The 24705-nt window shown below is 69.0% G+C and carries 25 protein-coding genes and 1 pseudogene; 16 read left to right on the top strand and 10 right to left on the bottom strand.

The window, feature by feature from the left end; translation table 11 throughout:
* Positions 1–56 precede the first annotated feature (56 nt).
* On the top strand, positions 57–1436 hold the full coding sequence (locus AC5L30_RS11855; protein ID WP_494867129.1) for a poly(ethylene terephthalate) hydrolase family protein: 1380 nt from the start codon (positions 57–59) through the stop codon (positions 1434–1436).
* 114 nt (positions 1437–1550) lie between these two features.
* On the opposite strand, the gene AC5L30_RS11850 is transcribed toward AC5L30_RS11855, so the two are convergent.
* The 3 genes from AC5L30_RS11850 to AC5L30_RS11840 form a co-directional block, all read right to left on the bottom strand.
* Complete coding sequence (locus AC5L30_RS11850; protein ID WP_494867128.1) at positions 1551–2036, bottom strand: hypothetical protein; 486 nt, start codon at positions 2034–2036, stop codon at positions 1551–1553.
* Positions 2033–2767 carry an SDR family oxidoreductase gene (locus AC5L30_RS11845; RefSeq protein ID WP_494867127.1) on the bottom strand — a complete coding sequence of 245 codons (735 nt, stop codon included), beginning with the start codon at positions 2765–2767 and terminating at the stop codon, positions 2033–2035. Before AC5L30_RS11845 ends, AC5L30_RS11850 begins: the two co-directional genes overlap by 4 nt.
* A 201-nt stretch (positions 2768–2968) precedes the next feature.
* Positions 2969–3568: a copper resistance CopC family protein gene (locus AC5L30_RS11840; RefSeq protein WP_494867126.1), complete on the bottom strand. Its 600-nt coding sequence runs from the start codon at positions 3566–3568 to the stop codon at positions 2969–2971.
* A gap of 94 nt (positions 3569–3662) precedes the next feature.
* Between AC5L30_RS11840 and AC5L30_RS11835 the strand changes: the two genes are divergently transcribed.
* The 8 genes from AC5L30_RS11835 to AC5L30_RS11800 all read left to right on the top strand — a co-directional run bounded on the left by AC5L30_RS11835 (position 3663) and on the right by AC5L30_RS11800 (position 9642).
* The gene (locus tag AC5L30_RS11835; RefSeq protein ID WP_494867125.1) at positions 3663–3812 is read left to right on the top strand and encodes a hypothetical protein; all 150 of its coding nucleotides are present in this window, start codon (positions 3663–3665) and stop codon (positions 3810–3812) included.
* Entirely contained in the window at positions 3809–4243 is a 435-nt protein-coding gene (locus AC5L30_RS11830; RefSeq protein WP_494867124.1) for a hypothetical protein, read from the top strand. The genes AC5L30_RS11835 and AC5L30_RS11830 overlap by 4 nt, the downstream gene beginning before the upstream one ends.
* Positions 4244–4272: 29 nt before the next feature.
* Positions 4273–4572, top strand: coding sequence for a hypothetical protein (locus AC5L30_RS11825; protein WP_494867123.1), 300 nt, complete (start codon positions 4273–4275; stop codon positions 4570–4572).
* Positions 4573–4595: 23 nt separating this feature from the next.
* Complete coding sequence (sigJ, locus tag AC5L30_RS11820) at positions 4596–5567, top strand: RNA polymerase sigma factor SigJ (RefSeq protein ID WP_494867122.1); 972 nt, start codon at positions 4596–4598, stop codon at positions 5565–5567.
* A 124-nt stretch (positions 5568–5691) separates the two neighbouring features.
* Positions 5692–7143, top strand: a complete 1452-nt coding sequence (gene pdxR, locus AC5L30_RS11815) for a MocR-like pyridoxine biosynthesis transcription factor PdxR (protein ID WP_494867120.1) — start codon at positions 5692–5694, stop codon at positions 7141–7143.
* Complete coding sequence (locus AC5L30_RS11810; protein WP_494867119.1) at positions 7131–7535, top strand: cupin domain-containing protein; 405 nt, start codon at positions 7131–7133, stop codon at positions 7533–7535. Before pdxR ends, AC5L30_RS11810 begins: the two co-directional genes overlap by 13 nt.
* A 14-nt stretch (positions 7536–7549) precedes the next feature.
* Positions 7550–8365: an NAD-dependent epimerase/dehydratase family protein gene (locus tag AC5L30_RS11805; protein ID WP_494867118.1), complete on the top strand. Its 816-nt coding sequence runs from the start codon at positions 7550–7552 to the stop codon at positions 8363–8365.
* A 143-nt stretch (positions 8366–8508) separates the two neighbouring features.
* A complete protein-coding gene (locus AC5L30_RS11800; RefSeq protein ID WP_494867116.1) occupies positions 8509–9642 on the top strand; it encodes a hypothetical protein in 1134 nt (377 codons plus the stop codon).
* Here AC5L30_RS11800 and AC5L30_RS11795 read toward each other — a convergent pair.
* Positions 9604–11832 carry a hypothetical protein gene (locus AC5L30_RS11795; protein ID WP_494867115.1) on the bottom strand — a complete coding sequence of 743 codons (2229 nt, stop codon included), beginning with the start codon at positions 11830–11832 and terminating at the stop codon, positions 9604–9606. The two genes, AC5L30_RS11800 and AC5L30_RS11795, sit on opposite strands and share 39 nt — an antisense overlap.
* A gap of 279 nt (positions 11833–12111) precedes the next feature.
* Between AC5L30_RS11795 and AC5L30_RS11790 the strand changes: the two genes are divergently transcribed.
* Positions 12112–13068 carry a GNAT family N-acetyltransferase gene (locus AC5L30_RS11790; protein WP_494867114.1) on the top strand — a complete coding sequence of 319 codons (957 nt, stop codon included), beginning with the start codon at positions 12112–12114 and terminating at the stop codon, positions 13066–13068.
* Entirely contained in the window at positions 13065–13529 is a 465-nt protein-coding gene (locus tag AC5L30_RS11785) for a barstar family protein (RefSeq protein ID WP_494867112.1), read from the top strand. The genes AC5L30_RS11790 and AC5L30_RS11785 overlap by 4 nt, the downstream gene beginning before the upstream one ends.
* A gap of 56 nt (positions 13530–13585) precedes the next feature.
* Here the strand turns inward: AC5L30_RS11785 and AC5L30_RS11780 are convergent, their stop codons facing one another.
* The 5 genes and pseudogenes from AC5L30_RS11780 to AC5L30_RS11760 form a co-directional block, all read right to left on the bottom strand.
* Positions 13586–14086 (bottom strand): hypothetical protein, encoded by a 501-nt coding sequence (locus AC5L30_RS11780; RefSeq protein WP_494867214.1) that lies wholly within the window; start codon positions 14084–14086, stop codon positions 13586–13588.
* An 87-nt stretch (positions 14087–14173) separates the two neighbouring features.
* Positions 14174–14537: pseudogene (locus AC5L30_RS11775) on the bottom strand (helix-turn-helix domain-containing protein); the annotation flags it as partial.
* 38 nt (positions 14538–14575) lie between these two features.
* Positions 14576–15073, bottom strand: a complete 498-nt coding sequence (locus AC5L30_RS11770) for a nuclear transport factor 2 family protein (protein WP_494867110.1) — start codon at positions 15071–15073, stop codon at positions 14576–14578.
* A 454-nt stretch (positions 15074–15527) separates the two neighbouring features.
* On the bottom strand, positions 15528–16130 hold the full coding sequence (locus AC5L30_RS11765) for a response regulator transcription factor (RefSeq protein WP_494867108.1): 603 nt from the start codon (positions 16128–16130) through the stop codon (positions 15528–15530).
* On the bottom strand, positions 16127–17281 hold the full coding sequence (locus AC5L30_RS11760) for a sensor histidine kinase (protein ID WP_494867107.1): 1155 nt from the start codon (positions 17279–17281) through the stop codon (positions 16127–16129). Before AC5L30_RS11760 ends, AC5L30_RS11765 begins: the two co-directional genes overlap by 4 nt.
* Positions 17282–17388: 107 nt before the next feature.
* On the opposite strand from AC5L30_RS11760, the gene AC5L30_RS11755 reads away from it, so the two are divergent.
* From AC5L30_RS11755 to AC5L30_RS11745, 3 genes are read left to right on the top strand one after another with little or no spacing between them, the layout of a single operon-like run.
* Positions 17389–18270 (top strand): ABC transporter ATP-binding protein, encoded by an 882-nt coding sequence (locus AC5L30_RS11755; RefSeq protein ID WP_494867106.1) that lies wholly within the window; start codon positions 17389–17391, stop codon positions 18268–18270.
* A gap of 26 nt (positions 18271–18296) precedes the next feature.
* Complete coding sequence (locus AC5L30_RS11750) at positions 18297–19016, top strand: hypothetical protein (protein ID WP_494867104.1); 720 nt, start codon at positions 18297–18299, stop codon at positions 19014–19016.
* Positions 19013–19693: a GOLPH3/VPS74 family protein gene (locus AC5L30_RS11745; RefSeq protein ID WP_494867102.1), complete on the top strand. Its 681-nt coding sequence runs from the start codon at positions 19013–19015 to the stop codon at positions 19691–19693. Before AC5L30_RS11750 ends, AC5L30_RS11745 begins: the two co-directional genes overlap by 4 nt.
* A 25-nt stretch (positions 19694–19718) precedes the next feature.
* Here AC5L30_RS11745 and AC5L30_RS11740 read toward each other — a convergent pair whose 3' ends face one another.
* Complete coding sequence (locus AC5L30_RS11740; protein ID WP_494867101.1) at positions 19719–20903, bottom strand: low temperature requirement protein A; 1185 nt, start codon at positions 20901–20903, stop codon at positions 19719–19721.
* Between the two features lie 234 nt (positions 20904–21137).
* Here AC5L30_RS11740 and AC5L30_RS11735 point away from each other — a divergent pair, with 234 nt between their 5' ends.
* Complete coding sequence (locus AC5L30_RS11735; RefSeq protein WP_494867100.1) at positions 21138–23348, top strand: hypothetical protein; 2211 nt, start codon at positions 21138–21140, stop codon at positions 23346–23348.
* Between the two features lie 139 nt (positions 23349–23487).
* Positions 23488–24573, top strand: coding sequence for a hypothetical protein (locus AC5L30_RS11730; RefSeq protein WP_494867098.1), 1086 nt, complete (start codon positions 23488–23490; stop codon positions 24571–24573).
* The last annotated feature ends 132 nt before the right edge of the window (positions 24574–24705 follow it).

The raw sequence follows: 24705 nt of genomic DNA, 5'->3' as shown, positions 1-24705 counted from the left end.
GGCACCATACCGAGCCTGTCCGCCCCACACCCACCCACCACCAGGAGGTACCGACAGTGCGAGGACCCGTAGACCACCCGCCGCCCTCGGGAAACACCCATGCTGACCGGGTGTCCCCCCGTTTTCGGGGACGGATGCTCAAGCTCGCCGCAGCCGGGATCGCCGCCGCGGTCGGGTTGTTCACCATCACCGTGGCGACCGGGTCGGCGTCGGCCGCCGACAACCCGTACCAGCGGGGCCCGGACCCCACCCGGACCAGCGTCACCGCCGTGAACGGCCCCTTCGCCAACACGTCGGTCAGCGTCCCGACCGGGTACGGCTTCAACGGCGGGAGGATCTACTACCCGACCGACACCAGCCAGGGCACCTTCGGGGCCATCGCGATCTCGCCGGGTTACACCGCGTTGTTCTCCGCGGAGTTGGCCTGGATGGGACCGTGGCTGGCCTCCCACGGCTTCGTCGTGATCGGCATCGAGACCAACAGCCGCAACGATTTCGACACGGCCCGAGGCACCCAGTTGCTCGCCGCACTGGACTACCTCACCCAGCAGAGCCCGGTACGCGACCGGGTCGACCCCAACCGGTTGGCGGTCGCCGGCCACTCCATGGGCGGCGGCGGCGCGCTGAGCGCCGCCACCCGGCGTTCGTCGTTGAAGGCAGTGGTCGGCATCGCGCCGTACTCGCCGTCGTCGAACCTGGCGAACAACCGGGTGCCCACGATGATCTTCTCTGGGCAGGCGGACACGGTGGTCACCCCGTCCTACGCCACCGGCCTGTACAACAGCCTCCCGGCCACGACGGAGAGCGTCTACCTGGAGGTCGCCGGTGCGGACCACGGCTTCATGGTCGGACGGTCGAACCCGGTGATGGTCCGGACCATGTTGCCGTTCGTCAAGATGTTCATCGACAACGACACCCGGTACAGCCAGTTCCTCTGCCCACTGCTGGACTCCAGCGGCGTGGTCACCTACCGCAGCACCTGCCCGTTGCTGCCCTCGACCCCGACCGATCCGCCGACGCCCACCGATCCGCCGACCAACCCACCCGGCTCGGCCACCGAGATCGTCGGCACGCAGTCCGGCCGGTGCATCGACGTACCCGGCGCCTCCCGTAACAACGGCACCCGGGTCCAGCTCTACGACTGCAACAGACAGACCAACCAGGCATGGACCTACACCTCAACCAAGCAACTCCAGGTGTACGGCACCATGTGCCTCGACGCGGCAGGCTCCGGCAACGGCGCGGCAGTCCAGATCTACAGCTGCCACAGCCAAACCAACCAACAGTGGAACGTCAACTCCAACGGCACCATCAGCAACGTCCAGTCCGGACGATGCCTGGATGCCTGGAGCACCGCCAACGGAGCCCAGATCCAGCTCTACGACTGCCACGGACAAACGAACCAGCAGTTCAGGCGCGCCTCCCCCGCACGATGATCACGGCCGGCTCCGCGCCGCACCTGTTCGAGGGTGTGGAGGTCTACCAGCGGCAGGGCGAGATTCAGAACACCTGAGACGGGCGGACTCGGCGTCACGCCGGGTCCGCCCGCATCATCCGGCCCGAGGGCGGCGATGCCTGGCGTCTCGGATGAGCGTGAGGGCGATAACGAGGAGGCCGAGCAGGGCGACGACGGCATTGGCGGTCGTCAGGAACACCGCCTCGCCAGGGCTGGCGTGGTGAAGGTGGGTCAGGTGGAAGAAGAAGTGGGGTATGGCGAAGGTGGAGAACGCCGCTGCCGCGGGGATGGTGAATGCGGCGCGAGGCGCGACGAGCGCTATGCCGAGGACGACGGCCAGCCCGAGGGTGGCTCCACCGAAGTCTCGCGCGTAGTGCTCGCTGAACGGCGGGGTGAGGGTGACGGTCGGGAAGTGGTTGTAGAAGCTTTCGGGGAAGACCTGGTTCCAGAACCCGACAACGAGTTCGTCGAGGAACAGGACGGCGAGGGCGATCCGGATCAGCGCGGTCAGCGCGATGCCCCGTCCGTCTGGTGACGCAGCCTGCGGTGCGGCGGGGATGCGTGACCGGCCTTCGTTCACCCGGGCCGCCCGGTGGTGTTCTGCGCTGCCGGGCTGGCCAGCCACTGGTCGAAGGTCTGTGTGCCCCGCGGACCGGGGCCGGTGGGCAGCAGGCCGTGTCCGGCCATGGCGCGACCGGTCGCTCCCGGAAGGCGGACCGGCAGGACAACGCGGTGACTTCCGCGGGTACGTAGCAGGCGGCGGGCCATGTCAGACATGCGCAACTGTTGCGGGCCGGCGATGTCGGGCACCCGGCCGGCCGGGTCTGCCAGGGCGACGTCGACGAGACAGTCGGCGACCTCGTGTGCCGCGATCGGCCGCATGCGCATCTGGGGCACCACTGCGATCGGGCCGGGAATGGTGGCGAGCATCTGCGCGGCCAACTCGTAGAACTGCGTCGAGCGGAGCACCGTCGCGGGTACCGCACCGTCCAGGACGAGCCTCTCCTGGCGTCGTTTGCCCGCGTAGTAACCCCAATTCACCCGATCGGCGCCGACAACCGACAGCGCCACGTGGTGCCGAACCCCGACGCGCTGGCCTGCGGCGAGCAGGTTGGTTGTCGCCGTACCAAAGAAGTTCTCCGACTCCTCCCGCTTGATCGTCGACACGTTGCTGACATCAATCACGACCGGTACGCCGGTCAGCGCCTCGTCCAGCCCGGAACCGCGGATCAGGTCCACACCTGTAGAGCGGGCGAGTATGACCGGCTCGTGGCCGGCGGACCGTACGGCGTTGACGACGAGACGTCCCACCCAACCGGTCCCGCCAGCTACCGCGATACGCACTGAGCTACCTCCCGATCTGGGTTCGCCGTAACGCCGCGGTGGCGCGTAGCCCGGACCGGGGGCCGGGGTGAAAGGGGGATAAGCCGCTGTGATGTCACTGTTGGTTCTACCTCTCCGAGACTTCTCGTCCAGTAATGACTGCGCAAATAGCCCTAAAGGGTGGAACCCTCACTCACCTGTATCGGTGCGCTTGCTGGCGGCGTAGACACCGCGTGAGAGCGTCATGATCGCGAGTAGGAGAGCCAGTACTGCTACACCCGAGGCGGCGTACAACGCGACGACTCCGCCGTGCGTGAGACGGGCCCGAAACGGATTCGCCGCAGCGGCCGCCGCAGCTTCCGCTCCCACAGTGAACTCCGCCGTGCCGGCTACCGGGTGTCCGTCGGTGAAGGTCGCTCGCCAACTGATCTCGTACCAGCCGTCAGGCATATCCGCTCTCACCTGATGGCGCAGCGTCGCACCGTGGATGACCGGCCGACCGCCTGCCCAATCCGTCCCCGTGTGGTCCGTCACTGTGACACTGCTGTCGGACGTGATCTCGGCGGCGAACACCACCTCGACCCGTTGCGGGGCCGTCGCGAGCGCGGCACCGGCGGTCGGCGTGATCGAATGCGTCGCGCCGTGCGCGAGCGCGGGCGCGGGCGTGACCGCCAGCGGGAAACCGGCAGCAAGCGCGGCCGTGACGATCAATCTGACGCTACGATCAGTGCGAGGCGCCCGACCGGTGTCTGACCTGTCGGTCACGCGCGCCGCAACGCTTCTCTTCATGGCGTGCTCCTCTCCGCCGCGAACGACCGCGGCGTCTGCGAACTGGACCGAACGGCCCCCCGATTCGTGACAGCAGAGGTCGCGGCCGGGGCGCGTGTCACGAATCGGAGACCTGCTCGGTCCGTACCTGGTGACACTCGCCCACCACCGGCGGGCTCCTGATGTGTCCAGCTACGTCGGCTGGCGTGTCAAGGACGACACCGCGGACGCCGAGCCGGTACAGCGCAAGGAGCGACGATCATGACCGCCCTCATCCGTATCGCACTGGTGATCTTGTTTCTCGACAATTTCGTGGTCGGAGCCTGGAACGCGATCTGGCCGGCCAGCTTCTACGCGAACTTCCCGACCGTGGATCTCACGCCGCCGTTCAGCGAGCACTATGCGCGGGACTTCGGTACGGCTTCACTAGCGATCGCCCTGCTGCTGGGCATCGCGGCGGTCAAACCCAGGGCCCACTTCGTCATCCCTGCCGCGGCTGCCTATTCGGTCTTCGCGCTGCCGCATTTCTTCTATCACCTCACGAACATGCAGGGGGCGACCGTAGGTGAGGCGATCCTCCTCACCACCGCAAACGCGGCCGTGGCGCTCATCGGCCTGGTAATCATCCTGCTGACGGCGCTACGCGACCGTTCGGCGGCTCGGCGCGGCCTCGCCTCGGCTCGGGCCGCCCAGTGAACCTTCTGCGTCAACCACTGGGAGAGCAGATGGTTCTCGGACCCCTCCGGCCACTTCGGTCACACGCGCTACCCAGTGCGTTCTGCGCCGTCGTCGCCGAACGATGCCTCCTCAAGAACCTCGCGTACCACCTGCTCGGTTCAGTCGACGCCGCCGAACACGCGGTACAAGCGACGTACACCGTCTGGTACACGATGCCAGACGACAAACAGAATGGCATCGACAGTCCCTTCACCTGGCTCGTCGGCACGCTCGTGCAGATATGTGTCGGTCTGCTCGAATCGTCGCCGACCCAAGCCGCTGGCCATACCGCCGGTCACGTGCTGTAGTACGGCCCCGCAGGGGTATCTGTGTGGCTGGTGCTCAACAACAGCAGCGATATCGGCGGCAGTGCGAATTCACCTGCACATTCAGGGATAGAAGCGACGAGGCGGCGGCCATGGTGGGGCGAGGAACAGACGGGGCACTGGTCGACGCTTTGGCGGTGTTCGACCCGGTCCGTCCGCGGCTCTTCGGCATCGCCTACCGGATGCTCGGCAGTGTCGCCGAGGCGGAAGACGTCGTGCAGGAAGCCTGGCTCCGGTGGCAGCAGACCGACCGCAGCCAGGTACGGGACCCGATCGGGTTCCTGGTCACGACGACTTCCCGGCTCGCTCTGAACGCCGCGACGTCGGCTCGCGCCCGCCGCGAGCTGTATCCCGGACCGTGGCTGCCCGAGCCCGTCGACACCTCCGCCGACCCGACACTCCAGGCCGAACGCAACGAGTCACTCGAACTCGCCGTGCTACTCCTGTTGGAACGGCTCACCCCGGCCGAGCGGGCGGTGTACGTGCTGCGGGAGGCGTTCGATTACCCGTTCCGGCGGATCGGCGAGGTACTCGACGTCAGCGAGGCATACGCACGACAGCTCGGCCACCGCGCCCGCACGCATCTGGCCCGGCAGCGGCACGAACCGGTCGGCCACGCCGACCGCGACCGCCTGCTGCAGGCATTTCTCGCCGCAGCCCGCTCCGGTGAGCTGACCCAGCTCGAGGAACTGCTCGCCGAAACAGCCATCTCCTACGCCGACGGCGGCGGCACCGTCCGGGCCGCTCAGCTACCCGTCGTCGGACGTGACAACGTCGCGCGTTACATCCTGGGATTGATCCGGAAGTTCGGCCGCGACCTCTCACCGGAGATCGTCGAATCCAACGGCCAAGCCGCGATCCTCGTCGCACGGCCCGGGACAACTGTCGCTCTGGTCACCATCGACGCCTCACCCGCCGGGATCGAACGAGTGTTGATCATCCTCAACCCGCAGAAACTAGCCCAGTTCCAGCGGTGACCGTCGGCACCGGCGCCTGGCGACTCGTGGTTCGTCGACGGCACGTACGTCGAGGTCGATGGTCTGGCGCCTGAGTCGTCGCCGAACCTGCCGGTGCTGCTCGCACGAATGGGATCGTTGCTGAGTGACGAAGTCGCTTGACCTGCATCTGGAGTTCGATCGGAGTGCGGGTTTCCCGGGTCGCTCGCTGGAGAGCGCGTTACGGGAGAGCATTCGGACCGGCCGGCTGCGGGCCGGGTCGCGCCTACCTGGAAGCCGGAGCCTGGCCGCCGACCTCGGCGTGGCCCGGGGCACCGTGGTGCAGGCGTACGCGCAGCTGGTGGCGGAAGGGTGGCTGTTGGCGGCACCCGGCTCGGGCACCCGGGTCGCGGACGTGCTCCATGATCCGCCCGGCTCGCGCCGGCAACCGCGGCCGTCGCCCCCGGCCGGGCCATTGATCGAGTTACGGCCGGGAATTCCCGATCTCGCGTCGTTTCCCCGCACTGCCTGGGCGGACAGTGTCCGCCGGGCGCTGACAACGGCTTCGCGCGGCACGCTGGACTACTCCGAGCCGACCGGGCTGCCCGGGTTGCGGGCGGCGGTGGCCGGCTACCTCGCGCGCGCTCGTGGAGTGCTCTGCGACCCGGACGCGGTGGTGATCACGGCGGGCTTCACCCAGGGCCTCTCCCTGCTGGCGCGGACGTTGCACCGGCGCGGCGTACGCGCCATCGCCACCGAGAACCCCGGTCTGGCCCATCACCGGATGGTGCTGCGGGCCGCGGGCCTGACGGTCGCCCCGCTCACCGTCGGCCCGGGCGGGGCCGACCCGGACGACGCGGCGGGTCAGGCCGCGCTGCTCACCCCGGCGCACCAGCATCCGACCGGAGTGGTGCTCGCCCCACGGCACCGCTACCGGCTCATCGCGTGGGCCCGGGAGCACGACGCGTTCCTGATCGAGGACGACTACGACGGCGAGTTCCGCTACGACCAGCGGCCGGTGGGCGCGATGCAGGCGCTGGCGCCAGAGCGGATCGTGTACGCCGGCAGCACGAGCAAGTCGCTGGCGCCGGGCCTACGCCTGGGCTGGTTCGTCGTACCCGAGTTACTGCGTCACGAACTGCGGACGACGATCATGGAGGCCGGCGCCGCGGTCTCCGCGATCGACCAGCTCGCCATGGCCGAGATGCTCGCGCACGGCGACTACGACCGGCACATCCGCCGCATGCGCCTCACCTACCGGCGCCGCCGGATCGAGCTGGCCGGCCGCCTGGCCGAGGTGACTCCGACCCCACTGGAGGGCATCGCGGCCGGCGTGCACGCGCTGCTGCCGCTGGCGTCCGTGGCGGAGGAGCGCTGGCTGATCCAGGCCGGGCGCCGCCAGGGGCTTCAGCTGATCGGCCTGCACGGCAACGGCTACTGGCACGATCCGGCGGATGAGCGGCAGGCGGCGGCCCTGGTCCTCGGGTACGCGGCGCCACCTGCTCATGCCTGGCAGGAGGCACTGTCCGGGCTCTGCCAACTGGTCCACCGGGCCGGTCGTCAACTGGACCATCGTGTTGGTCCGGTCGGGGATACGTTCGATTCATGCAGACCATGAAGATCGGAAACAACGAGGTCGTGCTGCTGGGCACGGCCATGCCGCCGGAGTTGCCGGAGGGCTCCCATGTGATGACAGCGACGATCGAACTACCACCGGGCGACCCCGGCACGCCGCCACACCGGCACTCCGGCCCGGTCTTCGGCTACCTGCTCGAAGGCGAGATGATCTTCGAGCTGGAGGGCGAGCCCGAACGGGTGATCAAGGCCGGTGAGGCGTTCTGGGAGCCCGGTGGCGACGTCATCCACTACCGGTCCGCCAACAACCTTCCCGATCGGGTGACCACATTCGTGGTCGTGATGGTGTGCGCGCCCGGCCAGGAAATGCTGGTGCTGGTGAGCCCCGACGAGCTCGAACAGCGTACGGATCGCCGCTCATCCCGGCCGAACTGACGGAGAGGCACGTCATGCGTATCGTTCTCGCCGGTTCGACCGGCGTCATCGGCCGCCGGCTCGCGCCGCTCCTGACCGCCCAGGGGCATGAGGTCATCGGGTTGGCCCGCAACGGCCCGGTCGCCGTCGACATGCTCGACCGCGACGCGGTGGCAGCAGCCGTCCGCGACGCCCGCCCGGACGTGGTGATGCACCAACTGACCAGCCTGAGCACGGGCGACCTCGCCGCCAATTCGCGGCTGCGCCGGGTCGGGACCCGCAACCTGGTCGACGCGGCGCTCGCCGCCGGGGTACGCCGGATCGTGGCACAGAGCATCGCCTGGGCGTATGAGCCGGGCGCCGAGCCCGCGACCGAGGAGACCCCGCTCGACCTCGGCGCCCCAGAGCCACGCCAAACCAGTGTGGCCGGAGCCGCCGCGCTCGAATCCGCCGTCCAGGAGGCGCCCGAGTGGGTCGTGCTGAGGTACGGCACCCTCTACGGCCCGGGCACCTGGTACGCCCGCGACGGTCTGATGGCCCAGTTCGCCGCCGCCGGCAAGGTCCCCGCCGACGCGGACGTGAGTAGCCTGCTGCACATCGACGACGCCGTCGCCGCCGCGGTCGCGGCTCTGCGGTGGCCCGCCGGCGTCGTCAACGTCTGCGACGACGAGCCCGCCGCCGCCTCGCAGTGGGTGCCCGCGTTCTGCGCGGCGGCCAATGTCGCAGCGCCAGCGGAGACCGTGGGCGAGCGGCATGGCTGGGCGCGGGGAGCGAGCAACCACTACGCCCGCACGCACCTCGGCTGGACCCCGACATATCCGTCCTGGCGGCAGGGATTCGCCACCCTGTGAGCCGTCCGCAGCCACTGGCGGACACCCCGCCGGACGGCCTGCCAGGCGGCCCCGGGTTCTCGGAGCAGTCGGCGCGATGCCCCATGTCCGGGGAAGCGATGGACTGCGAGATCGAACTTGTGAAGCATCGGAGACGAAGAGTCATGTCGGATCACCTCAAACTGGCCGCGCTGAGCGATGACTATGCCCGCTTCGGGCTGGAGCGCGATGTCGTCCGCGAATGGGAGGACGGCGCCCGCACCGACAATCGCGCCGGGTCGTACGAGTGGTGGTACTTCGACGCCCACCTCGACGACGGCGCGAAGGTGGTCGTGGTGTTCATGAACAAGGACCTCGGCGCGGCGAGTAGCCCGCTGTCGCCGCAGCTGCGGGTCAACCTGGAACTGCCCGACGGCACGATGTCCAACAACACCATCGCGATCCCCGCGGCCGAGTGGTCGGCGGCGAGCGGGCGTACGGACGTCCGGATGGGGCCGGGCAACCACTTCCAGGGCGAGAACCTGCGCGAGTACCGGATCCAGGCGACCGCCGGAAGTGCGCGGGTCGACTTCACATTGACATCCGAGGTCCCGGCCTGGCGGCCGGCCACCGGGCACATGCTGTTCGGCGCGACGCGCGACCTCGAGTTCAACTGGCTGCCCTCGGTGCCCCAAGGAACCGTGCGGGGCTCGTACACGATCGACGGTGTGCGGCATGAGACGACCGGCGTCGGTTACCACGACCACAACTGGGGCAACGTCGGGCTGCAGAAAATCATCAACGACTGGTACTGGGGACGGGGGCAGGCCGGACCGTACACGGTCATCGCGTCGTTCATCACCGGCGCCGAGAAGTACGGCTTCGCCGAGATCCCCATCTTCATGCTGGCCCGCGACGGCCGGATCATCGGCGACGATCCGGCGAAGATGACCTTCGAGCGGCACGGGGTCTACACCGACGCGAAGACCGGCAAGCCGGTGGCGGGCCTCGTCCGGTACACGTACGTGGACGACGACGACACGTACGTGGTGACCTTCGACCGCAAGCGCGACCTGGTCCGCAACCCGCTCACCAAGGACCTGCCCTGGCTGAAGCGGACAGCGGCCCGGCTGATCCGGTTCGACGGCGCCTACCTCCGCTTCGCCGGCCTGCTCACGATCGAGCACCACAAGGGCGGACGCGTGGTCGAGGAATTCGCCGAGGACGCGATCTGGGAGCTCATGTACTTCGGGCACGCCCGCGTCGATTCCGCGGGCCCGTCATTGCCCGGTCGGCGGGTCGCCCGACAGGGGCCCTGAGTCCATCGGCTGACGAAGGCGCTCGATCAAATCGTGGGCCGCCTCGGCGTACCGCTGGTCCGTTCCGCAGGGCCGGTGTCCCTGGATCGGCGGCGGGACGCTGTCGCCGGGTAGCGGCACCACATCGGCGGGATCTCGTAGCCGGCGGTCCACCGTTGCCGCCGGGCGGCCGACGGTGACCGGCGCGACTGTCCGGTGGGCGGAGAATATCCAGCCGCCAATCGAGTCGGTGTCGCGCCACACATTCACCCACCGCCACCCGACTCGATCGCCGATCTCGTGCAGCACCTCGTCGTCGACGAAGGCGGGGAACAGTCGCGCGTAGAGCCGGCTCAACGGTGACCCATGGGTGAGGAGAGCGACCCGGCTGCTGACCTGGGGTGGTAACTGGAGCACTGTCGCGGCGGCCAGGACCGACCCGTGGCTGTGTGCGGTAAGCAGCACCGGGTTGCCGCGTCCGACCAGGTACGTGATTCGTCGGGTCAGCTCCGGCACGGCTCGCTCGGCGTAGCAGGGTGGCGCGAACGGGTGGGCGGCCCGGGGCCAGAACGTGCCGAGGTCCCACAGGACACCAACGTGGCGCCTGAACTCGACCGTCCGATAGGCGAAGATTCCGCCGACGGCCAGGCCGAGGATGATCGCGGCGATCCCCCAGCTGCCGAACGCGATGGAGAAGGTGATCAGGTCGGCCGGCAACCGTGCGTACCGCTGCACCGATTCGCTCGGGAGCAACCCCAGCAGACCGACGGTGGTGGTGGCCGTGCCGACCCCGGCCAGGCAGGCGTAGACCACCGCCAACGGGATCAGTTTTTCCGTGAAACGAGCCCTGGCTATCGCCTTGCGCACCTGCCGCAGTCGGGTCGCTGCTCCCGGCGGGCGGTCCGGGTAGTCGCACCCGACGATCGCCGCCGCGGCACGGAGTCGGCGGCGACGCGAGATGAGGACGACCGGAACCGCGACTATCAGCGTGAACAGTACGGTCCGGAGAAAGCCAAAGATCGCCCAGGTGAACGCCGGCGGCAGACCGGAGGCCAGGCCCTCCCCGGTCGGTGCGTCGCGGTCCAGGAAATCCGCCACCCGGTAGACCAACTCGGCGGACACTGCCACCGCCAGACTGACCGCGCTGGCCGCGATCACCAGTGCGCCCAGCCCGAGCAGGGGGATGGCGTCCCGCCGCCGGTCCCGGCGCCAGAGCAGCACAGCTGCGAGGGCGGTCAGCAACGTTGTCTGGGCAACGAACAGCGAGGTGAGGATTGAGCCGTAGCCGGGGAGGCCGGCCCCCTCGTGCCACGGCGCCGGGCTGGCCAGGACGTGGGCCGTCACCACGATGGTCAGGGCCACGGCGAGCGTCCGTACCGTGCGGGTGATCCGGTCCAGTCGCTGATCCGAGGCGGCACGGTCGATCAGCGGGGGCGCGCAGAGCAGGACCACGCAGGTGGCCAGCACCGCACCGGTGGCCACGGCCAGCGCGATGGTGTCGGCCGAGGCGCCGGTTGCGGCTCGGGCGGCGAGCAGAACGACGTCCAGTGTCGCGAACGCCGCCGCGACGTGGATCGAACGCAGCCGACCCACCAGCGGCCCGGCGTCCCACTGACCAATCCCGCTGAGCCGATGCCCGGAGACCTCGTCCGCGGGAGCGCGGAACGCGTCGAACATTCGCCCTGGCCGCGCGCTGGCCCGCCAGAGCAGACCGATGGCGGCGGCCGGAACCACCGCGAGTACCGCCAGGCGCAGGCCCACCGGTTGCCCACCCAACCAGGACAACCAGCTGCGCCCGGCCAGGCAGCGTGACGAGCCCATGCACTTCCACGCGATCAGGTCCAGCGTGACGCCGGCGAAGGCAAGCACGTACAGGGCGGTGAGAGTGAGCGCCAGTAACCGGCACAGGGATCTGACCATCGCATCGGAGCCGTGGTTCGCCGGGCGCATCCAGATGGCGAGGTTGGCCAGCATGAACGGCAGGAGGAACACCAGCGTCAGTGTTCGGACCACGCTTCCGGCGGGCAGGTCGCCCCAGCGGTACGCCTCCGTCACCCGTTCGCCGCTGCTGCACGAACACTGGCGGCGGGGCCGGTAGAAGCCCCCGCTGCGATCGCCCGCGACCTGCTCGACCTGCGACACGTCCAAAACCTGGGCGGCGCTTGCGCTGGCGGCCCCGTGTACCCGCAGCTCCACCACGTCATCGGACATCCCCGGCGCGCTTGGCGCTGACGCACCCGACATCGGCCCCTCCGATGCACCTTCGGTGGCCAAGCCGGGTGAACCAGCCCCCGCGCCACTCGCGGCGGTGTACCCCGCGCGGCCGCGACCAATCGTGGGGCTGCCGCTTACTCGAGTATCAGAACGACGGTGCGGGCCGCGCCCGGCGGGTTCCCGTGCGCCGCGAATGCCGGCTGACTCGGCGCTCGCAGTTCCTCGACGGCACAAAATTCCCGTGTCGATGTGGTAGGCGGTGGCTAGCGTACGTGGATGAGCGTTGTCCCGAGCGCCGGACTGCGGCTGCGGTTCTGCACCGATCCGGGCGAGTTCCTGACCGCTGCGGGTGACTACCTGGGCGCCGATCCGGTCGTCAACACGGTCGTGACCACCGTCGCGCATCGGCTGGTGTCGCAGCGGGCCGAGGGGATCTCGCAGCCCGACCGCACCTGGTGGCTGGTGGTCAGCGACGACTCCGGCGCCGTGGTCGGTGCCGGGATGCGCTCGGCGCCGTATGCCCCCTATCCGCCGTTCCTGCTGCCCATGCCCGACGAGGCGGCCGTCGCGCTGGCCCACGCGTTGCACGAGCGCGGGGAGGAGGTCGTCGCGGTCAACGGGGCCCTGCCCGCCGTTGACCTGTGCGCCGCCGAGCTGACAAGGCTCCGCGGGGGTCGAGTTCACGTCACCCAGCACACCCGGCTGCACGAGCTCGGCGAGCTGACGTGGCCGCCACCAGTGCCTGGCCGCTTGGTGGCCGCGACCGAGGACGACGTGGGACTGGTCACGCAGTGGTTCGCCGCGTTCATGGGCGACGCCGACGAACAGGCGGGCCGCCCGCGCGGTACCAGTGCGCACGAAGTGCCCGACCACGTGGAGATGCTGCGCCGGCTCCACGCCGGACGGCTGTGGTTCTGGGTCGACGAGTCAGGCAAGCCGGTGCACCTCACCGGTGCCAACCCACCGTCGTTCGGGGTGGCCCGTGTGGGCCCGGTGTACACACCGCCGGCCCAGCGCGGGCGCGGTTGGGCCAGCAACGCGGTCGCCGAGGTTTCCCGCCGAATTCAGGCCAAGGGCGCCCGGGTCTGCCTGTTCACCGACCAGGCCAACCCGACGTCGAACAAGATCTACGCCGCGCTCGGCTACCGGCCGGTCGTCGACATGGCCAACCTGGTCATCCTCCGCGAGGCGCTGAGCTCGTGGAACCACGTCGAGGTTGGTGGGGCGCGATGATAGGCAGCTGGTGGAAGGGCTCCACTGATCAGGTCGTGGTGTGCTCGCGCAGTGCCCTGGTCGAGCTGGCGGCGGTGTTACCGACAGCGGGCAGGTTCGTCGTCGCCCGGCTCGACGGAACGAGAATGGCGGATGCGGACCATACCTTCTACGAGTTCTCCGACGCGCTGCTCTTTCCCGGCTACTTCGGCTGGAACTGGGACGCGTTGTCCGACTGTCTCCGCGATCTGAACTGGTTGCCCGCCGACGGGTATCTCATCGTTGTCGAGAACGCGCCCCGCGTGCTGTCGAGCAGTGCGGAGGATCGGCACACGCTGTTCCGGATCCTGTCGCAGGCCGTTCATCACTGGGCGAGCCCGTTCGGCCAGCCAGAGTTCAAGGTGCTGCTGCTCTGCGATCGCGACGACGAGGCGGCGCTGTTGCGGCAGGAGATCGCCGGCGCGGTCCACAAGATGGGGTGAGCCCGCGCGACCCCGCCTGCCATCTGTCCATCAACATGCGCGGAGGCCGATGCGCCTCACCAAGGCGGGTCCGATGGTCCCTTCGGAGCGCTTCCCGCTGATCGGCCGCCGTAGGAAACGGTTGTTCCAACCAGCAACACTGCTCCTACGAAGAAGTAGGTGTTGATTCCGATGCCGGTCCAGAACTCGCCCGTGGAGATGTCCGCCACCCCCATGAAACCGCCGCGACGGACACCGGTGACCATCAGAAGATTCTCGACCATTCCTGGAACGCCCCGGATGACGAGCAGCATGCTGCCAGACAACAGTGGCATCAGAAGTAGCCATCGGGGAAGATCTCGAGCCCGCGGGCGGACTGTGGCTAGAACGACGGCTGCCCCGATGGCCGACATCGAGATGAGCACAACGTTGAAGATCACGTAGGTCCTCATGTCCCAGGGTCCACCACCGGTTGGATCGTCCCCGGGGAAGAACACCAGGATCACATGCGACACCAAAAAGAAGATCAACCAAGTGAAGGCGCCGTACGCCCAGCGACGACCTTTAAAAGTGGGCATACCAGCACCCTTACCAAGCCGGCACCGCGACGCCTCCCTCCCGAGAGGGCTTCCACTCCCCCAGACGAGCGACCTGCGGCAGTGCCATTCCTTCCACGTTACGTGCGTTGCCAGCCGACCTGGTTGTGGCGCAGCAGCTGCCGTAGCCGTTCCCGGCCGATGATCACCCGCCGGCTGGCGTCAGTGGCGAGGTAGTCGGCGAGTTTGCGCAGGCTCCAGCGGGTGAACGGACGCCCGAGCTTGCTCGGACGCGTGGTAGCCGTCGCGACGATGAACGCTTCATCGTCGTCATTGATCCGGCGGGGACGGCCTCCCGCCCATCGAGGGTCCGGCGCGCGTAGTCCGATCTCGTTGAACATGTGGATCACACTGCGGACGGTTCCTCGTGCGCGGCGACCAGCCGAGCAATCGACGCGACAGGAGTCCCGGACGCCGACGCCATGACGATCAACGGTGGAGGGTCTTGGCGGCGATTGCCGACAGGAAGAGCTACTGCCGGGGTGCCACTTTCGGCATGATTCTTCGTTCACCGGTGGCGGCCATCGAGTGCATCACCCCGCTGGCGAGCGGGATCAGCCGGGCCAGGCCCGGCTGACCGTTGCGTCGGGCCAGATCGGGCCCAAGGCGAGCCATCAGCAGAGTCAGCGCCGGCAAGGGCCGGACGTAGAGGGTGATGTCGCTGATCAGGCCGTCGGCGCCCAGGCGCAGACGCTGGGCCTCGTAGAGACGCACCGCGCCGACCTGCGCCTCGTAGAAGAGCGCCACGGTACGACCCTCGGCGACCTGGTCGGTGTAGGTGATGCCATCGATCGCGGCCAGGGCCACGTCGAGCAGAGTGCGTACTTGCTGGCGGCCCTGGAAGGTGAACTGCTCCGTGATCGGCGAGACCAGGGTGACGTCAGGGCTGAGGGCGGCGACCGCACCGGCGGCGTCACGGGCCTCGCCGGCGGCCCGCCAGGCGGCGACGGAGTCATACGACTGATCCACGGGTACTCCCCCATATTCGCTGTGGACATCGAAGGCTCTGCTACTGCATGCCGCTGTCACGTCATGACCGCTTCGGGAGACGGCTCTCCCCCGTCAGCACGTTCGCCCACCGCGGTCGTCCGGCATTCACGGCTGGGGCGCTCAAGTCCAACGTAGACCTTTATTGGCCTACGCGACGTCCCCGGCCGACGACCGCGATCACCGCCTGCTGACGCAGGCAGTGGGCCGACCTCAACGCCTGACCTCACACACTGGTTAGCCCGGGCGTTGCGTCCCGGTCCGGTGTCCCGCGGCTCTGGGGGCATTCATCGGGGAGCTTCCTCTCGAAGGTGTGATCCCATTGCAGCGCTCACCGCGCCTCGCCGGCAGTGACACCGCGTCACCACGTCACCATGACATTCCGATGTACGCCTCCCGGCTACCGCCGCAAGCTGGCAATCGCCACCTCGGCCGTCTACAGCCAGTCGTGTTCGCGAGCGTAGCGGGCCGCTTCGTGGCGGGTCCGGGTCTGGGTCTTGCGCATCGCGTTGGAGAGGTAGTTGCGAACGGTGCCCGGAGCGAGGTGGAGCCGCACGGCGATGTCGGCGACCGAATAGCCCTCGCCGGTGACCCGCAGGACGTCGGCTTCACGGTCGGTGAGGGGGCAGTCCTCGGTGACGGCGAGCGCGGACACGTCCGGGTCGATCCAGCGTTTCCCCGCGTGCAGAGTGGCGATGACCGAGGTGATGTGGGCTGGCTCGGCGGACTTGCTGACGAAGCCCTGGACGCCGAGCTTCAGCGCCTTACGCAGCACGCCGGGGCGGGCGTGCCGGGTCAGCATGAGGATCACCTGCTCCGGTCGCTCGCGGCGGATCTCGGCGACCGCGTCCAGGCCGTCCACGCCCGGCATCTCCAGGTCGATGACCAGCACGTCGGGCCGGTGTCGCAGGGTGGCGGTGATCGCCGTCCGGCCGTCCTGCGCCTCGGCGAGAACAGTGATGTCACCCTCCATCGGCAGCAGCGCGGCCAGGGCCGTACGCAGCAGCGCCTCGTCGTCGGCGAGCACGATGGTGGTCATCGGTTGTCCTTCCCCGTAACCGCCGGGGCCGCGTCGGCCCGAGTGGGCGGGAAGACCGCAGCGGTCAGGAACCGCTCGTCCTTCTGTTCCACGGTCAGCTCACCTCCGTCGCCCGCCACCCGTTGCCGCAGTGCCGCCAGTCCCCTGAGATCGGGGGGCGTGGTGGCGGTCACGCCGTCGTTGACGATGGTGATGCCCGACGCGGTGAGCGTGATCTGCACCTGGGTGGCCTGCGCGTGTCGCAGGATGTTGGTGGTCGTCTCCCGCAGCACCTGCCCGAGCAGTTCGCTGGTGCGGGCATCGACCTCGGCCTCCCGCGTCACCCGGACCCGGATGCCGGCGGCCTCGAACAGGTTCTTCGCGTTCTCGATCTCCGCGGTCAGGTTGAGCCGCCGTTGCGCGTAGGCGAGTTCCTTGGTCTGCGCGATGGTGTCGCTGACCAGCGTGTACGTCTCCCGTAGCTCCTTCTCCGCCCGAGCGCTGTCGCGGAGCAGCAGTCGCTGGGCCAGGGCGATCTTCAGCTTGACCACGTGCAGGGTGTGGCCCTGGATGTCGTGCAGGTCGCTGGCGAACCGCACGCGCTCCCGGACCACGGCTAGTTCCGCCTCGCGTTCCCGGGTCTGTTCGAGCTCGCGGATGAGGTCGTAGAACCGTTCGCCCACCACCGTGAAGATCGTCACGACGACGGTGAGGACGGTCGGGATCAGGACGTAGGTGAGCAGGACGTCACCGATGTCGTCCCGCTGCACCAGCAGCCGCGCCGTACCGACGGCGGCGACGTAGGTGAACAGCCCGGCCATCGTCAGTGTTCGATGCCGTCGCACCTCGCGCAGGCTGAGCGAACCCACCGCGCAGACACCCCAGTAGGCGTTGGGGCTACCGGTCACCAGGACCCCGAGTGGCCAGACCACCGCCGCCACGACCATGCAGGGCACCACGACCCTGGCGAGGTCGTTGGCCGTCCACCGTTCGAAGGCCACCACGGCCGCCACGGCCCCCGGCGCCAGGACGACGACGTGCCACCAGGTACGCGCGTCGGTGTAGATCAGGACCACCGCAGCGAACACCACCGGCGGCAGTGCCGTGGCGAGGTTGAGCCGGCGCAGCCTTCCCTGCGTCGACTCGGTGAAGCGCGGCGATCTCGTGGTCACCACGCCAGTATCCGGCAGCCAGGGGCCACGACCAGTGACACCACGTCACATCCGGTGATGACGTGGTGCCACTGACGGCTCGGCCGCGCCCGCGCTGTCATGGGTGCATGTCCACCACACCCGTCATCGAAGTCGAACGGCTGAACCTCACCTACGGCGACTTCCACGCCGTGAAGGACCTCTCCTTCGAGGTGCGGCCCGGAGAGCTCTACGCCCTGCTGGGCACCAACGGGGCCGGGAAGACCTCGACCCTGGAGGTTGTCGAGGGACACCGGCGGCCAACCTCGGGCACCGTACGCGTCTTCGGGCGCAGCCCCGACGACCGGCGAGCGGTACGTCCCCGAATGGGTGTCATGCTCCAGGAGAGCGGATTCTCGCCGGACCTCACCGTTCGTGAGTCCGTCGGCCTGGTCGGCCGACTCACCCGACGCGTCGACAACGTCGATCGGGTGCTCGACCTGGTCGACCTCACCGGCCGAGCCCGCCGCAAGGTCTCGCAGCTGTCCGGCGGGGAGAAACGGCGGCTGGACTTCGCCACCGCGGTCTACGGCACCCCGGAGCTGATCTTCCTGGACGAGCCGACCACCGGCCTCGACATCCAGTCCCGCGACGCCGTCTGGGCGACGGTGGACCGGCTCCGGGAGAACGGCACGACCATCGTGCTCACCACGCACTACCTGGAGGAGGCGCAACAACGCGCGGACCGGATCGGGCTGATGCACGAGGGCGCCCTCCACCGCGAGGGCACCGTCTCCGAGCTGACCCACACCCTGCCCGCGGTCATCCGCTTCTCCCTTGCCGCACCGGCGCCGACGCTGCCGGTGCGGGCCGCCGTCGACCTGGACGGGAAAGTCACGGTCGAGACCTTCGAGCTGCAGAAGGACCTGCACCTCCTGCTCGGCTGGGCGCAGGACCACGCCGTGGAGCTACGGGACCTGGCGGCGGGGCCGACCCGGCTCGACGACGTCTTCCGCGCCATCAACAGTTGATTCGTTCTTCCGACAGGAGCGTCACCGTGTTGTCCATCGCGTCCAGCGAACTGATCCAACTCTTCCGCAACCGGCTGGTGCTGATCACCAGCCTCATCATCCCGGTAGTGGTCAGCGCGTTCTTCGTCCGCCAGCACGAGACCTACGCCGCCCTCGGCAGCCTCGGCTACATCGCCGCGATCGTCATGTTCACGATCGCCGCGTTCGGGCTCTACACCACCGCCGTCACCACCTTGGCGTCCCGACGGCAGAACCTCTTCCTCAAGCGGCTGCGCTCCACCGCCGAAGGCGACGCCGGCATCCTCGCCGGCCTGCTACTGCCCGTGGTTATCCTCGCCCTGATCCAGGTGACCGCGATCCTGACCGCTTTGGCCGTGGTCGCCGGCGGACCGGCGAACGTCGCGCTGCTGGTCGTGGCGACCATCGCGGCCCTGGCCATGATGATCGGCCTGGCCCTGGCCACGGCCGGGCTGACGAACTCCCCCGAACACGCCCAGGTCACCACCCTGCCCGTTACCCTCGGGGTGATCGCCGTGGCCAGCTGGGTGGGCATTTCCGGCACCGAGAACCTCGCCTGGCTCAAGCGGCTGCTGCCCGGCGGTGCGGCCACCGAACTGACCATGAACGCCTGGAACGGCGGCGTCGCCGTGACCGACTCACTGCCTCTGCTCGCGCCCACGCTCGGCTGGGTCGTCGTCGCCGTCGCCCTCGCCACCCGCCTCTTCCGCTGGGAGCCCCGCCGATGACCACCGAACCCTGGTCGGACGCGCCGACGCTGGTCGAGGATCTCCTGCTGCTTCTGTTCCAACCCCGGTCCGGGACCATCGCGGGTGAGAACACCCTTTTCTACGTCCTCGGCGGCGCGGTCCTCGCGGACCTCGCCCTCGGCGAGCACCTGAGCACGGCGGACCGGGGGCGGCTCAGGAGCGTGGCGGGTCACCCACCGTCGGATGGTCTCCTTCGCCCGGCGTGGGACTACCTCGCCGACAAGCCGAGGGGGGTGCAGACGGCACTGGCCGCGATCGGTCCTCCCCTGCGCGAGCCGGTGTTGGAGCGGCTCATCGCGCGAGGCGACATCGACCAGGAGCCCCGCAAGGTGCTCGGCCTGTTCCGGACGACGGCCCTGCGGGAGGGCAGAACCGAACGACGGGCCCGCCTGCTCGCCGACGTTCGGCAGGTCCTCGTGGACGGTGTGGAGCCGCGAGCCCGTGTCGCCGCGCTCGCGGCGCTGCTCTCGGCGAGCGGGACGCTCCCGCAGTTCCACCGCGAGATCCCGTGGACGTCATCGGTGATCAGCCGCGCCAAGGAACTCGAGCGGGGCGACTGGGGTGCCGACGCCGCAGCGGAAGCCGTGACCCGCACCGTGACGGCAACCGTCGTCAACAGCGCCATCGCGGCCATCACCGTGCTTCCTCGAAGCTAGTGCGTGCGATCGCCTTCGACGGCGCTCACCGTCTGGGATTGGACGGGTGCGGCCGTTCGGGCGGCTTCCCCCTGGCCTGCATGGCGTCGGAGGCGGCGATGCCGGCGAGGACGACGACGGCGGTGACGGCGACGGTCAGCGGTGGCAGGAAGATCATGAATGGCGAGGCGCCGGCAAGCGCCAGAGCGCCGATGATCCGAGAGCGGGACACCCGGGCGAATACAGCATGTTCCACCAGGGCTCGTCCGATCAGGAAGAGCATCGGTCCGCCGAGGACGACGAGGATCCACGCCGTGTTGGTGTGCCCGAACGGATGTTCGATCACGATCTCGTATCCGACCGCAACGGCGACGACCCCGGCCACCATGAGTACGTGCGCGAGGAAAGCCTCCCGGATGAGGTGCGCGGGCTTGGCGGCGGCTCTGATCGCTTCGGGCAACAGCTGGCCTGCCCTGAAGACGTAGACGCGGAACAGCAGCACAGTGGTGATGAAGGAGACCGCGAAGGCTGCTGCGGCTCCGCCCTGCCGGAACGACGTGTCGCTGTAGGCGGAGCCGGTCGTCAGAATCAGTTCGCCGAGGGCGATGATGAAGAATTGTCGATAGCGCTCAGACAGGTATTCGGCCAGGACGGGCCACTGTTGTTGGGTGGGGCGGGACCACGGCGCGGGATAGAACAGCAGCAGTGCCGCGCCGTCGATGGCGATCGCCAGTGTCCACAACAGCCCGCGGGCCCAATCCGTCACGATCGCCCCAGCGATCCACGGCACGGCCGACAACGTGAACCAGAAGAACACCCCAGCCGCCCGGCGCTGAGCTTCGTGGCCGCGCAGTATTGGCACGATGATCAGCCCACGAATGATGTGAACGGCGACGTACGCGCCGGCGAAGGCCAAACTTCTGTCACCGAACGCCTGCGGGACCGCGACTGCCATCACCAGCGCGCCGAGCATGGCCGTGTAGACCAGCACCTGAAGCTGCGGCCTCTGTGGGTCGTAGAGGTCGGTGACCCACGCCGTGACGAACCACAGCACCATGAAGGCCAGCAGCAACAGCAGCGTCTCACCGGCCTCGATGAGGATGATCCGCTGCTCGGTGAGCTCCTCGACCAACCGCTGTGAGACCCGGTTGAGAGCAAAGATGAACACCAGGTCGAAGAAGAGTTCCAGAACACTCGGCCGCTGTGGTTGCCCCGGCTTTCGAAGCAGCATTGCTGCCCTCGTCGACATGGGCCGCCCATTTCTGCCAGCTTCGCCTATCTGGGTATTGGTATCACGCCGGGCTGGTCGTCGAGTCGATACCCGAAGAATGCCGGCGGAGCGGGCCCACCCACGGCACGGGGTTGTTTCTCCCTTCGTGGGGTACGCCCGCTGCGCCACGCGGGCGCCGTCGGATCAGCCGAGCGGGTCGGTGTGAGCCGCGTACACGCCGGGGGCCGGTAGCGGATGGATCAGCGAGACGCGGGCGGGCGCGCCGGGGCTGACGGCTTGGTGGAACTGCGGGTGCACGGGGTGTCCGCCACCAGCCCGGACGACCTCCTGGATCGACCGCACGTGCAGCAGGTGGCGGGTGACCACCGGGGCGGCTTCTACCGACCCCGGCCGGGAAACCACGAGGGCGGCGAGGCGGACGGAGTGACGCTGGAGGCCTACCGCTGGAACAATCTGCCCGCCGGCAACGCGGTGCGGACGCTGTCGATGGTGCTCCTGTTGCCCTTCATGCTGATCAACCTCGCCATCTGGATGCGTCCGGCCGGAGCCGGCGCCGACCCGGTGATCAAGGCCCTGTGCCGGTTGTTGGCGCTCACCCTGACCGGGATGTACGTGCTGAGCATGGTGGGGATCGCGCTGGACGTGATCGCGTGGAAGTGCATGTCCTCGCCGGAGTGCCTGGCCGGACGCAGTTGGCTCTCCTGGCTCGGGGGGCGTCCTGCCGGACTGCGCCTGGCGGTGCTCGCGCTGGTGCCAGCCGCGGCCATCAGCCTGGTGTGGGGGCTCAGCGCTCGCCCGGCACTCCCGCCTCACATCTTCCGTGCGGCCGACCAGCCCCCTGCGGCGCACCGGCTCACCGCCGTCGGTCGGTGGGACAACGAGCCGCTGGTCGGTCGACTGCGCTCGATTCACGTTACGGCGGCGTTCGCCACGCTGGACCTCAGCCTGCTCGGTGCCCGGGCCGCACAAGGGCTGTCGATCGGCACCATCACGCTGGCGGCAGCTTCCGGACTACTGCTGATCATGTGTGCGGTTCTGCTCTGCACCCCACCCCTGACCACGCCCACGGAATGGCGGCTCGACCGGCTCGTCAGCGTGCTGCGCGCGATCGCCCTCGGTCTGACCGTGCTGGTCTGGATCCATGTTCTGACGAGTTCGGGTTCCTGGCCGGAGCGCAACGGGCTGCCCGGCTACAACCTGACCGTCGTCGGGCTGTTCATCGGTCAGGCGGTGCTGCTGGCCGCCCTGGGGGCGGTGCTGTTCTGGCACCGGGGTCGAGATCCGGATGTCGCGCCCTCGCTCGGGTTCGGGGCGTTGGCGGCCTCCGTGGCCGCGATCAGTCTGGCGCTCACGTTCTCCGCTGAACTGGTCTACCGGGTGTCCGACGTCCTGAACAGGGGCGCGCCGACCGCGGAGGCGTTGATTACCAGCCCTCCGCGTGCCTGCATCTGGGCGATTCTCGGCTTCTCACTGGCGGTGCTGGTGACGCTGATCGTCGCCGGCGTGGTGTCGGTGGCGTCACGACCGGGACGGATCCGTGCCGCGTCGGCAATCGTCGCTCGTGACTTCCCAGACGCGCCGGCCGATGCCGGGCCGCGGCTGCGGCAGGTGCGCAGAAGCATCGCCCGTGCCCGGTTCACCGAGCGGCTGGTGCCGCTCGCGGTGCTCTACGCCTGCCTTGCCGGAATCGGCATAGCGGCGGTTGCGCTCGGCCTACTGCCGACGCCTCCCGGCGAACTGGTCCAGCGCTACATCGGGCTGCCGGGGAGCTTCGTCAACTTCAGCATCGGCGTCGGCAGCTATCTGATCGCCGCCATCATCCTCGGCCTGATCGTCGGCGGAATCTTCGCCCACCGCACCCCTGGATTTCGCCGGTACGTCGGCGTGCTGTGGGACCTGGGCACCTTCTGGCCCAGATCCGCGCACCCGTTCGCGCCACCGTGCTACGCCGAACGGGCCGTTCCCGAACTGACCTGCCGGATCACCCACCTCGTCGACTCCGGCAACGCGGTGGTGCTCACCGGACACAGCCACGGCTCCGTCCTGCTCGCCGCGACCGTGCTCCAACTGCCGCCACGGGTCACCGACCGGATCGCGCTGCTGACCCACGGCTCGCCCCTTCGACGGTTGTACGCCCGGCTCTTTCCGGCCTATGTCAGCGACGAGGTGATTCACGAGATCGCCGAGCGGGTGGACTGGCGGTGGGTGAATCTGTGGCGAGACACCGACCCCATCGGTGGCCGCGTCTTCCCGCCGCAACGACCCGACGGGGCGCCCGCCGCCTCCGATCGAGAGGCGACGGTGGACCGCCGGCTTCGCGACCCGTACGGCGTCACCGCTCCGGCCGGCGACATCTTTCCGCCACTGATCAAAGGACACCGGCCCTGCGAATCCGATGTGGCGTTCGACGAGGCGGTGCGTGACCTCGCCGACCAACTCCGCTGAGCAGGCCGCGAGGCACTGCCCAGAAGTTCGGCCACAAGTAGCGGACAGCCGACACCGAAGCACGAGGTAGCCGACTGTGACCATGGGATGACTCATTGCACACTCCTTTCCGACATGTTCCCGTCGACTGGAGGAACAGATGCGTCTCCGATCGTTCGTCACCGCGGCACTGGCCGCCGTCCTGGCCGCCGGCGCACTCGCGCCGCCGGCACCGGCCGCGGCGGCCACCGCCGACCGCTGGGGCTTCGCGTACGTCAAGGACCCCACCGTGCCGGCCTGGACGGTGCTGGACACCAGCCGGCAATGGGGTAGTTGGAAGACCGCCTTCCCGGCCGCCTGGGCCGACGGCATCAAGCTCGCACCCGGCCGGTTCCAGGTCCGTTTCCCGCAGGTGGGTGCCGGCTCGCGGGGCGTGCCGCACGTGACCCCGGTGAACCGGACCGGTCACTACTGCGAGGTGGTTCGCTGGTTCCAGTCCGGCGCCGACGAGATCGTCGACGTGCAGTGCCACAAGCCGGGCGGCGATCGCGATGACACCCCGTTCACCGTGCTCTGGACAACCAGCTCGGGCGTGCTGCCGGCCGGGACCTCCCACGCGTACGTGCAGTGGGGTGGCGGCGTGGTGGCGCAGTCGTACAACTCCACGGGCGTGCTGAACACGGCCGGGCCGGTGGGCGTCGGGCAGTATCTGGTGCGGCTACCGGGGGTCGGGCTGGCCGGACTACTCGCCGGCAACGTGCAGGTCACCGCCGTGCAGCCGAACGCCGGCCCCCGCCGCTGCAAGGTCAACTCCTGGAGCGCGGTCGGCACCGGCGTGCAGGTGTACGTCTTCTGCTACGACCAGGCCGGTGCGTTCATCAACACCGACTTCGTCCTGTCGTACCACCGTCGGCGGCCGGTGATCGGCTCCCTCGCCCCGCCGTCGCACTTCGGCTACCTCGGTACCGCCGTCGGCGGGCCGACCAACGACAACTCGGTGCTCGGTGTCGGCGCCAACACGGTGGCACCGCTGGCGCCCGTCGGCCGCTACCTGGCGACCTTCCCGCAGATCGGCATCAAGGAGACCCACGCCCAGGTGGTGGCACAGGGCGCCGGCAGCAACTACTGCCATCTCACCCAACCCTGGACGTACACCACCAACGCCGACGTCGACATCATCTGCTTCGACAACACCGGCGCGGTCACCCCGCACCGCTTCCTGGCCACCTTCACCTCCCGACTCTGACGCCGGGCCGCGCCGGCGGTGAACGTTCCCATCGCCGCCGGCGCGGTGAAGGCCCAGCACCCGTGGCAGTTCCGACCACGGTTCGCGTCCGACATCGCCTGGCTTCGGACACTGAGATGGGCCAAGGCTGCT

The sequence above is a fragment of the Micromonospora sp. BQ32 genome (assembly GCF_059358895.1).
Note: the sequence above shows the minus strand (reverse complement) of the source record. Positions and strands in the feature narration are given on the sequence as shown.

Bases quoted from the DNA above. Each gene is read 5' to 3' on its own strand.
- AC5L30_RS11755 (WP_494867106.1), top strand. From the start codon at position 17,389: ATGTCCACCACACCCGTCATCGAAGTCGAACGGCTGAACCTCACCTAC.
- AC5L30_RS11800 (WP_494867116.1), top strand. From the start codon at position 8,509: ATGTCGGATCACCTCAAACTGGCCGCGCTGAGCGATGACTATGCCCGC.
- AC5L30_RS11745 (WP_494867102.1), top strand. From the start codon at position 19,013: ATGACCACCGAACCCTGGTCGGACGCGCCGACGCTGGTCGAGGATCTC.
- AC5L30_RS11785 (WP_494867112.1), top strand. From the start codon at position 13,065: ATGATAGGCAGCTGGTGGAAGGGCTCCACTGATCAGGTCGTGGTGTGC.
- AC5L30_RS11740 (WP_494867101.1), bottom strand. From the start codon at position 20,903: ATGCTGCTTCGAAAGCCGGGGCAACCACAGCGGCCGAGTGTTCTGGAA.
- AC5L30_RS11735 (WP_494867100.1), top strand. From the start codon at position 21,138: ATGGATCAGCGAGACGCGGGCGGGCGCGCCGGGGCTGACGGCTTGGTG.
- AC5L30_RS11780 (WP_494867214.1), bottom strand. From the start codon at position 14,086: ATGCCCACTTTTAAAGGTCGTCGCTGGGCGTACGGCGCCTTCACTTGG.
- AC5L30_RS11825 (WP_494867123.1), top strand. From the start codon at position 4,273: ATGGTTCTCGGACCCCTCCGGCCACTTCGGTCACACGCGCTACCCAGT.
- AC5L30_RS11810 (WP_494867119.1), top strand. From the start codon at position 7,131: ATGCAGACCATGAAGATCGGAAACAACGAGGTCGTGCTGCTGGGCACG.
- AC5L30_RS11730 (WP_494867098.1), top strand. From the start codon at position 23,488: ATGCGTCTCCGATCGTTCGTCACCGCGGCACTGGCCGCCGTCCTGGCC.
- AC5L30_RS11790 (WP_494867114.1), top strand. From the start codon at position 12,112: ATGAGCGTTGTCCCGAGCGCCGGACTGCGGCTGCGGTTCTGCACCGAT.
- AC5L30_RS11830 (WP_494867124.1), top strand. From the start codon at position 3,809: ATGACCGCCCTCATCCGTATCGCACTGGTGATCTTGTTTCTCGACAAT.
- AC5L30_RS11795 (WP_494867115.1), bottom strand. From the start codon at position 11,832: ATGTCCGATGACGTGGTGGAGCTGCGGGTACACGGGGCCGCCAGCGCA.
- AC5L30_RS11805 (WP_494867118.1), top strand. From the start codon at position 7,550: ATGCGTATCGTTCTCGCCGGTTCGACCGGCGTCATCGGCCGCCGGCTC.
- AC5L30_RS11840 (WP_494867126.1), bottom strand. From the start codon at position 3,568: ATGAAGAGAAGCGTTGCGGCGCGCGTGACCGACAGGTCAGACACCGGT.
- AC5L30_RS11765 (WP_494867108.1), bottom strand. From the start codon at position 16,130: ATGACCACCATCGTGCTCGCCGACGACGAGGCGCTGCTGCGTACGGCC.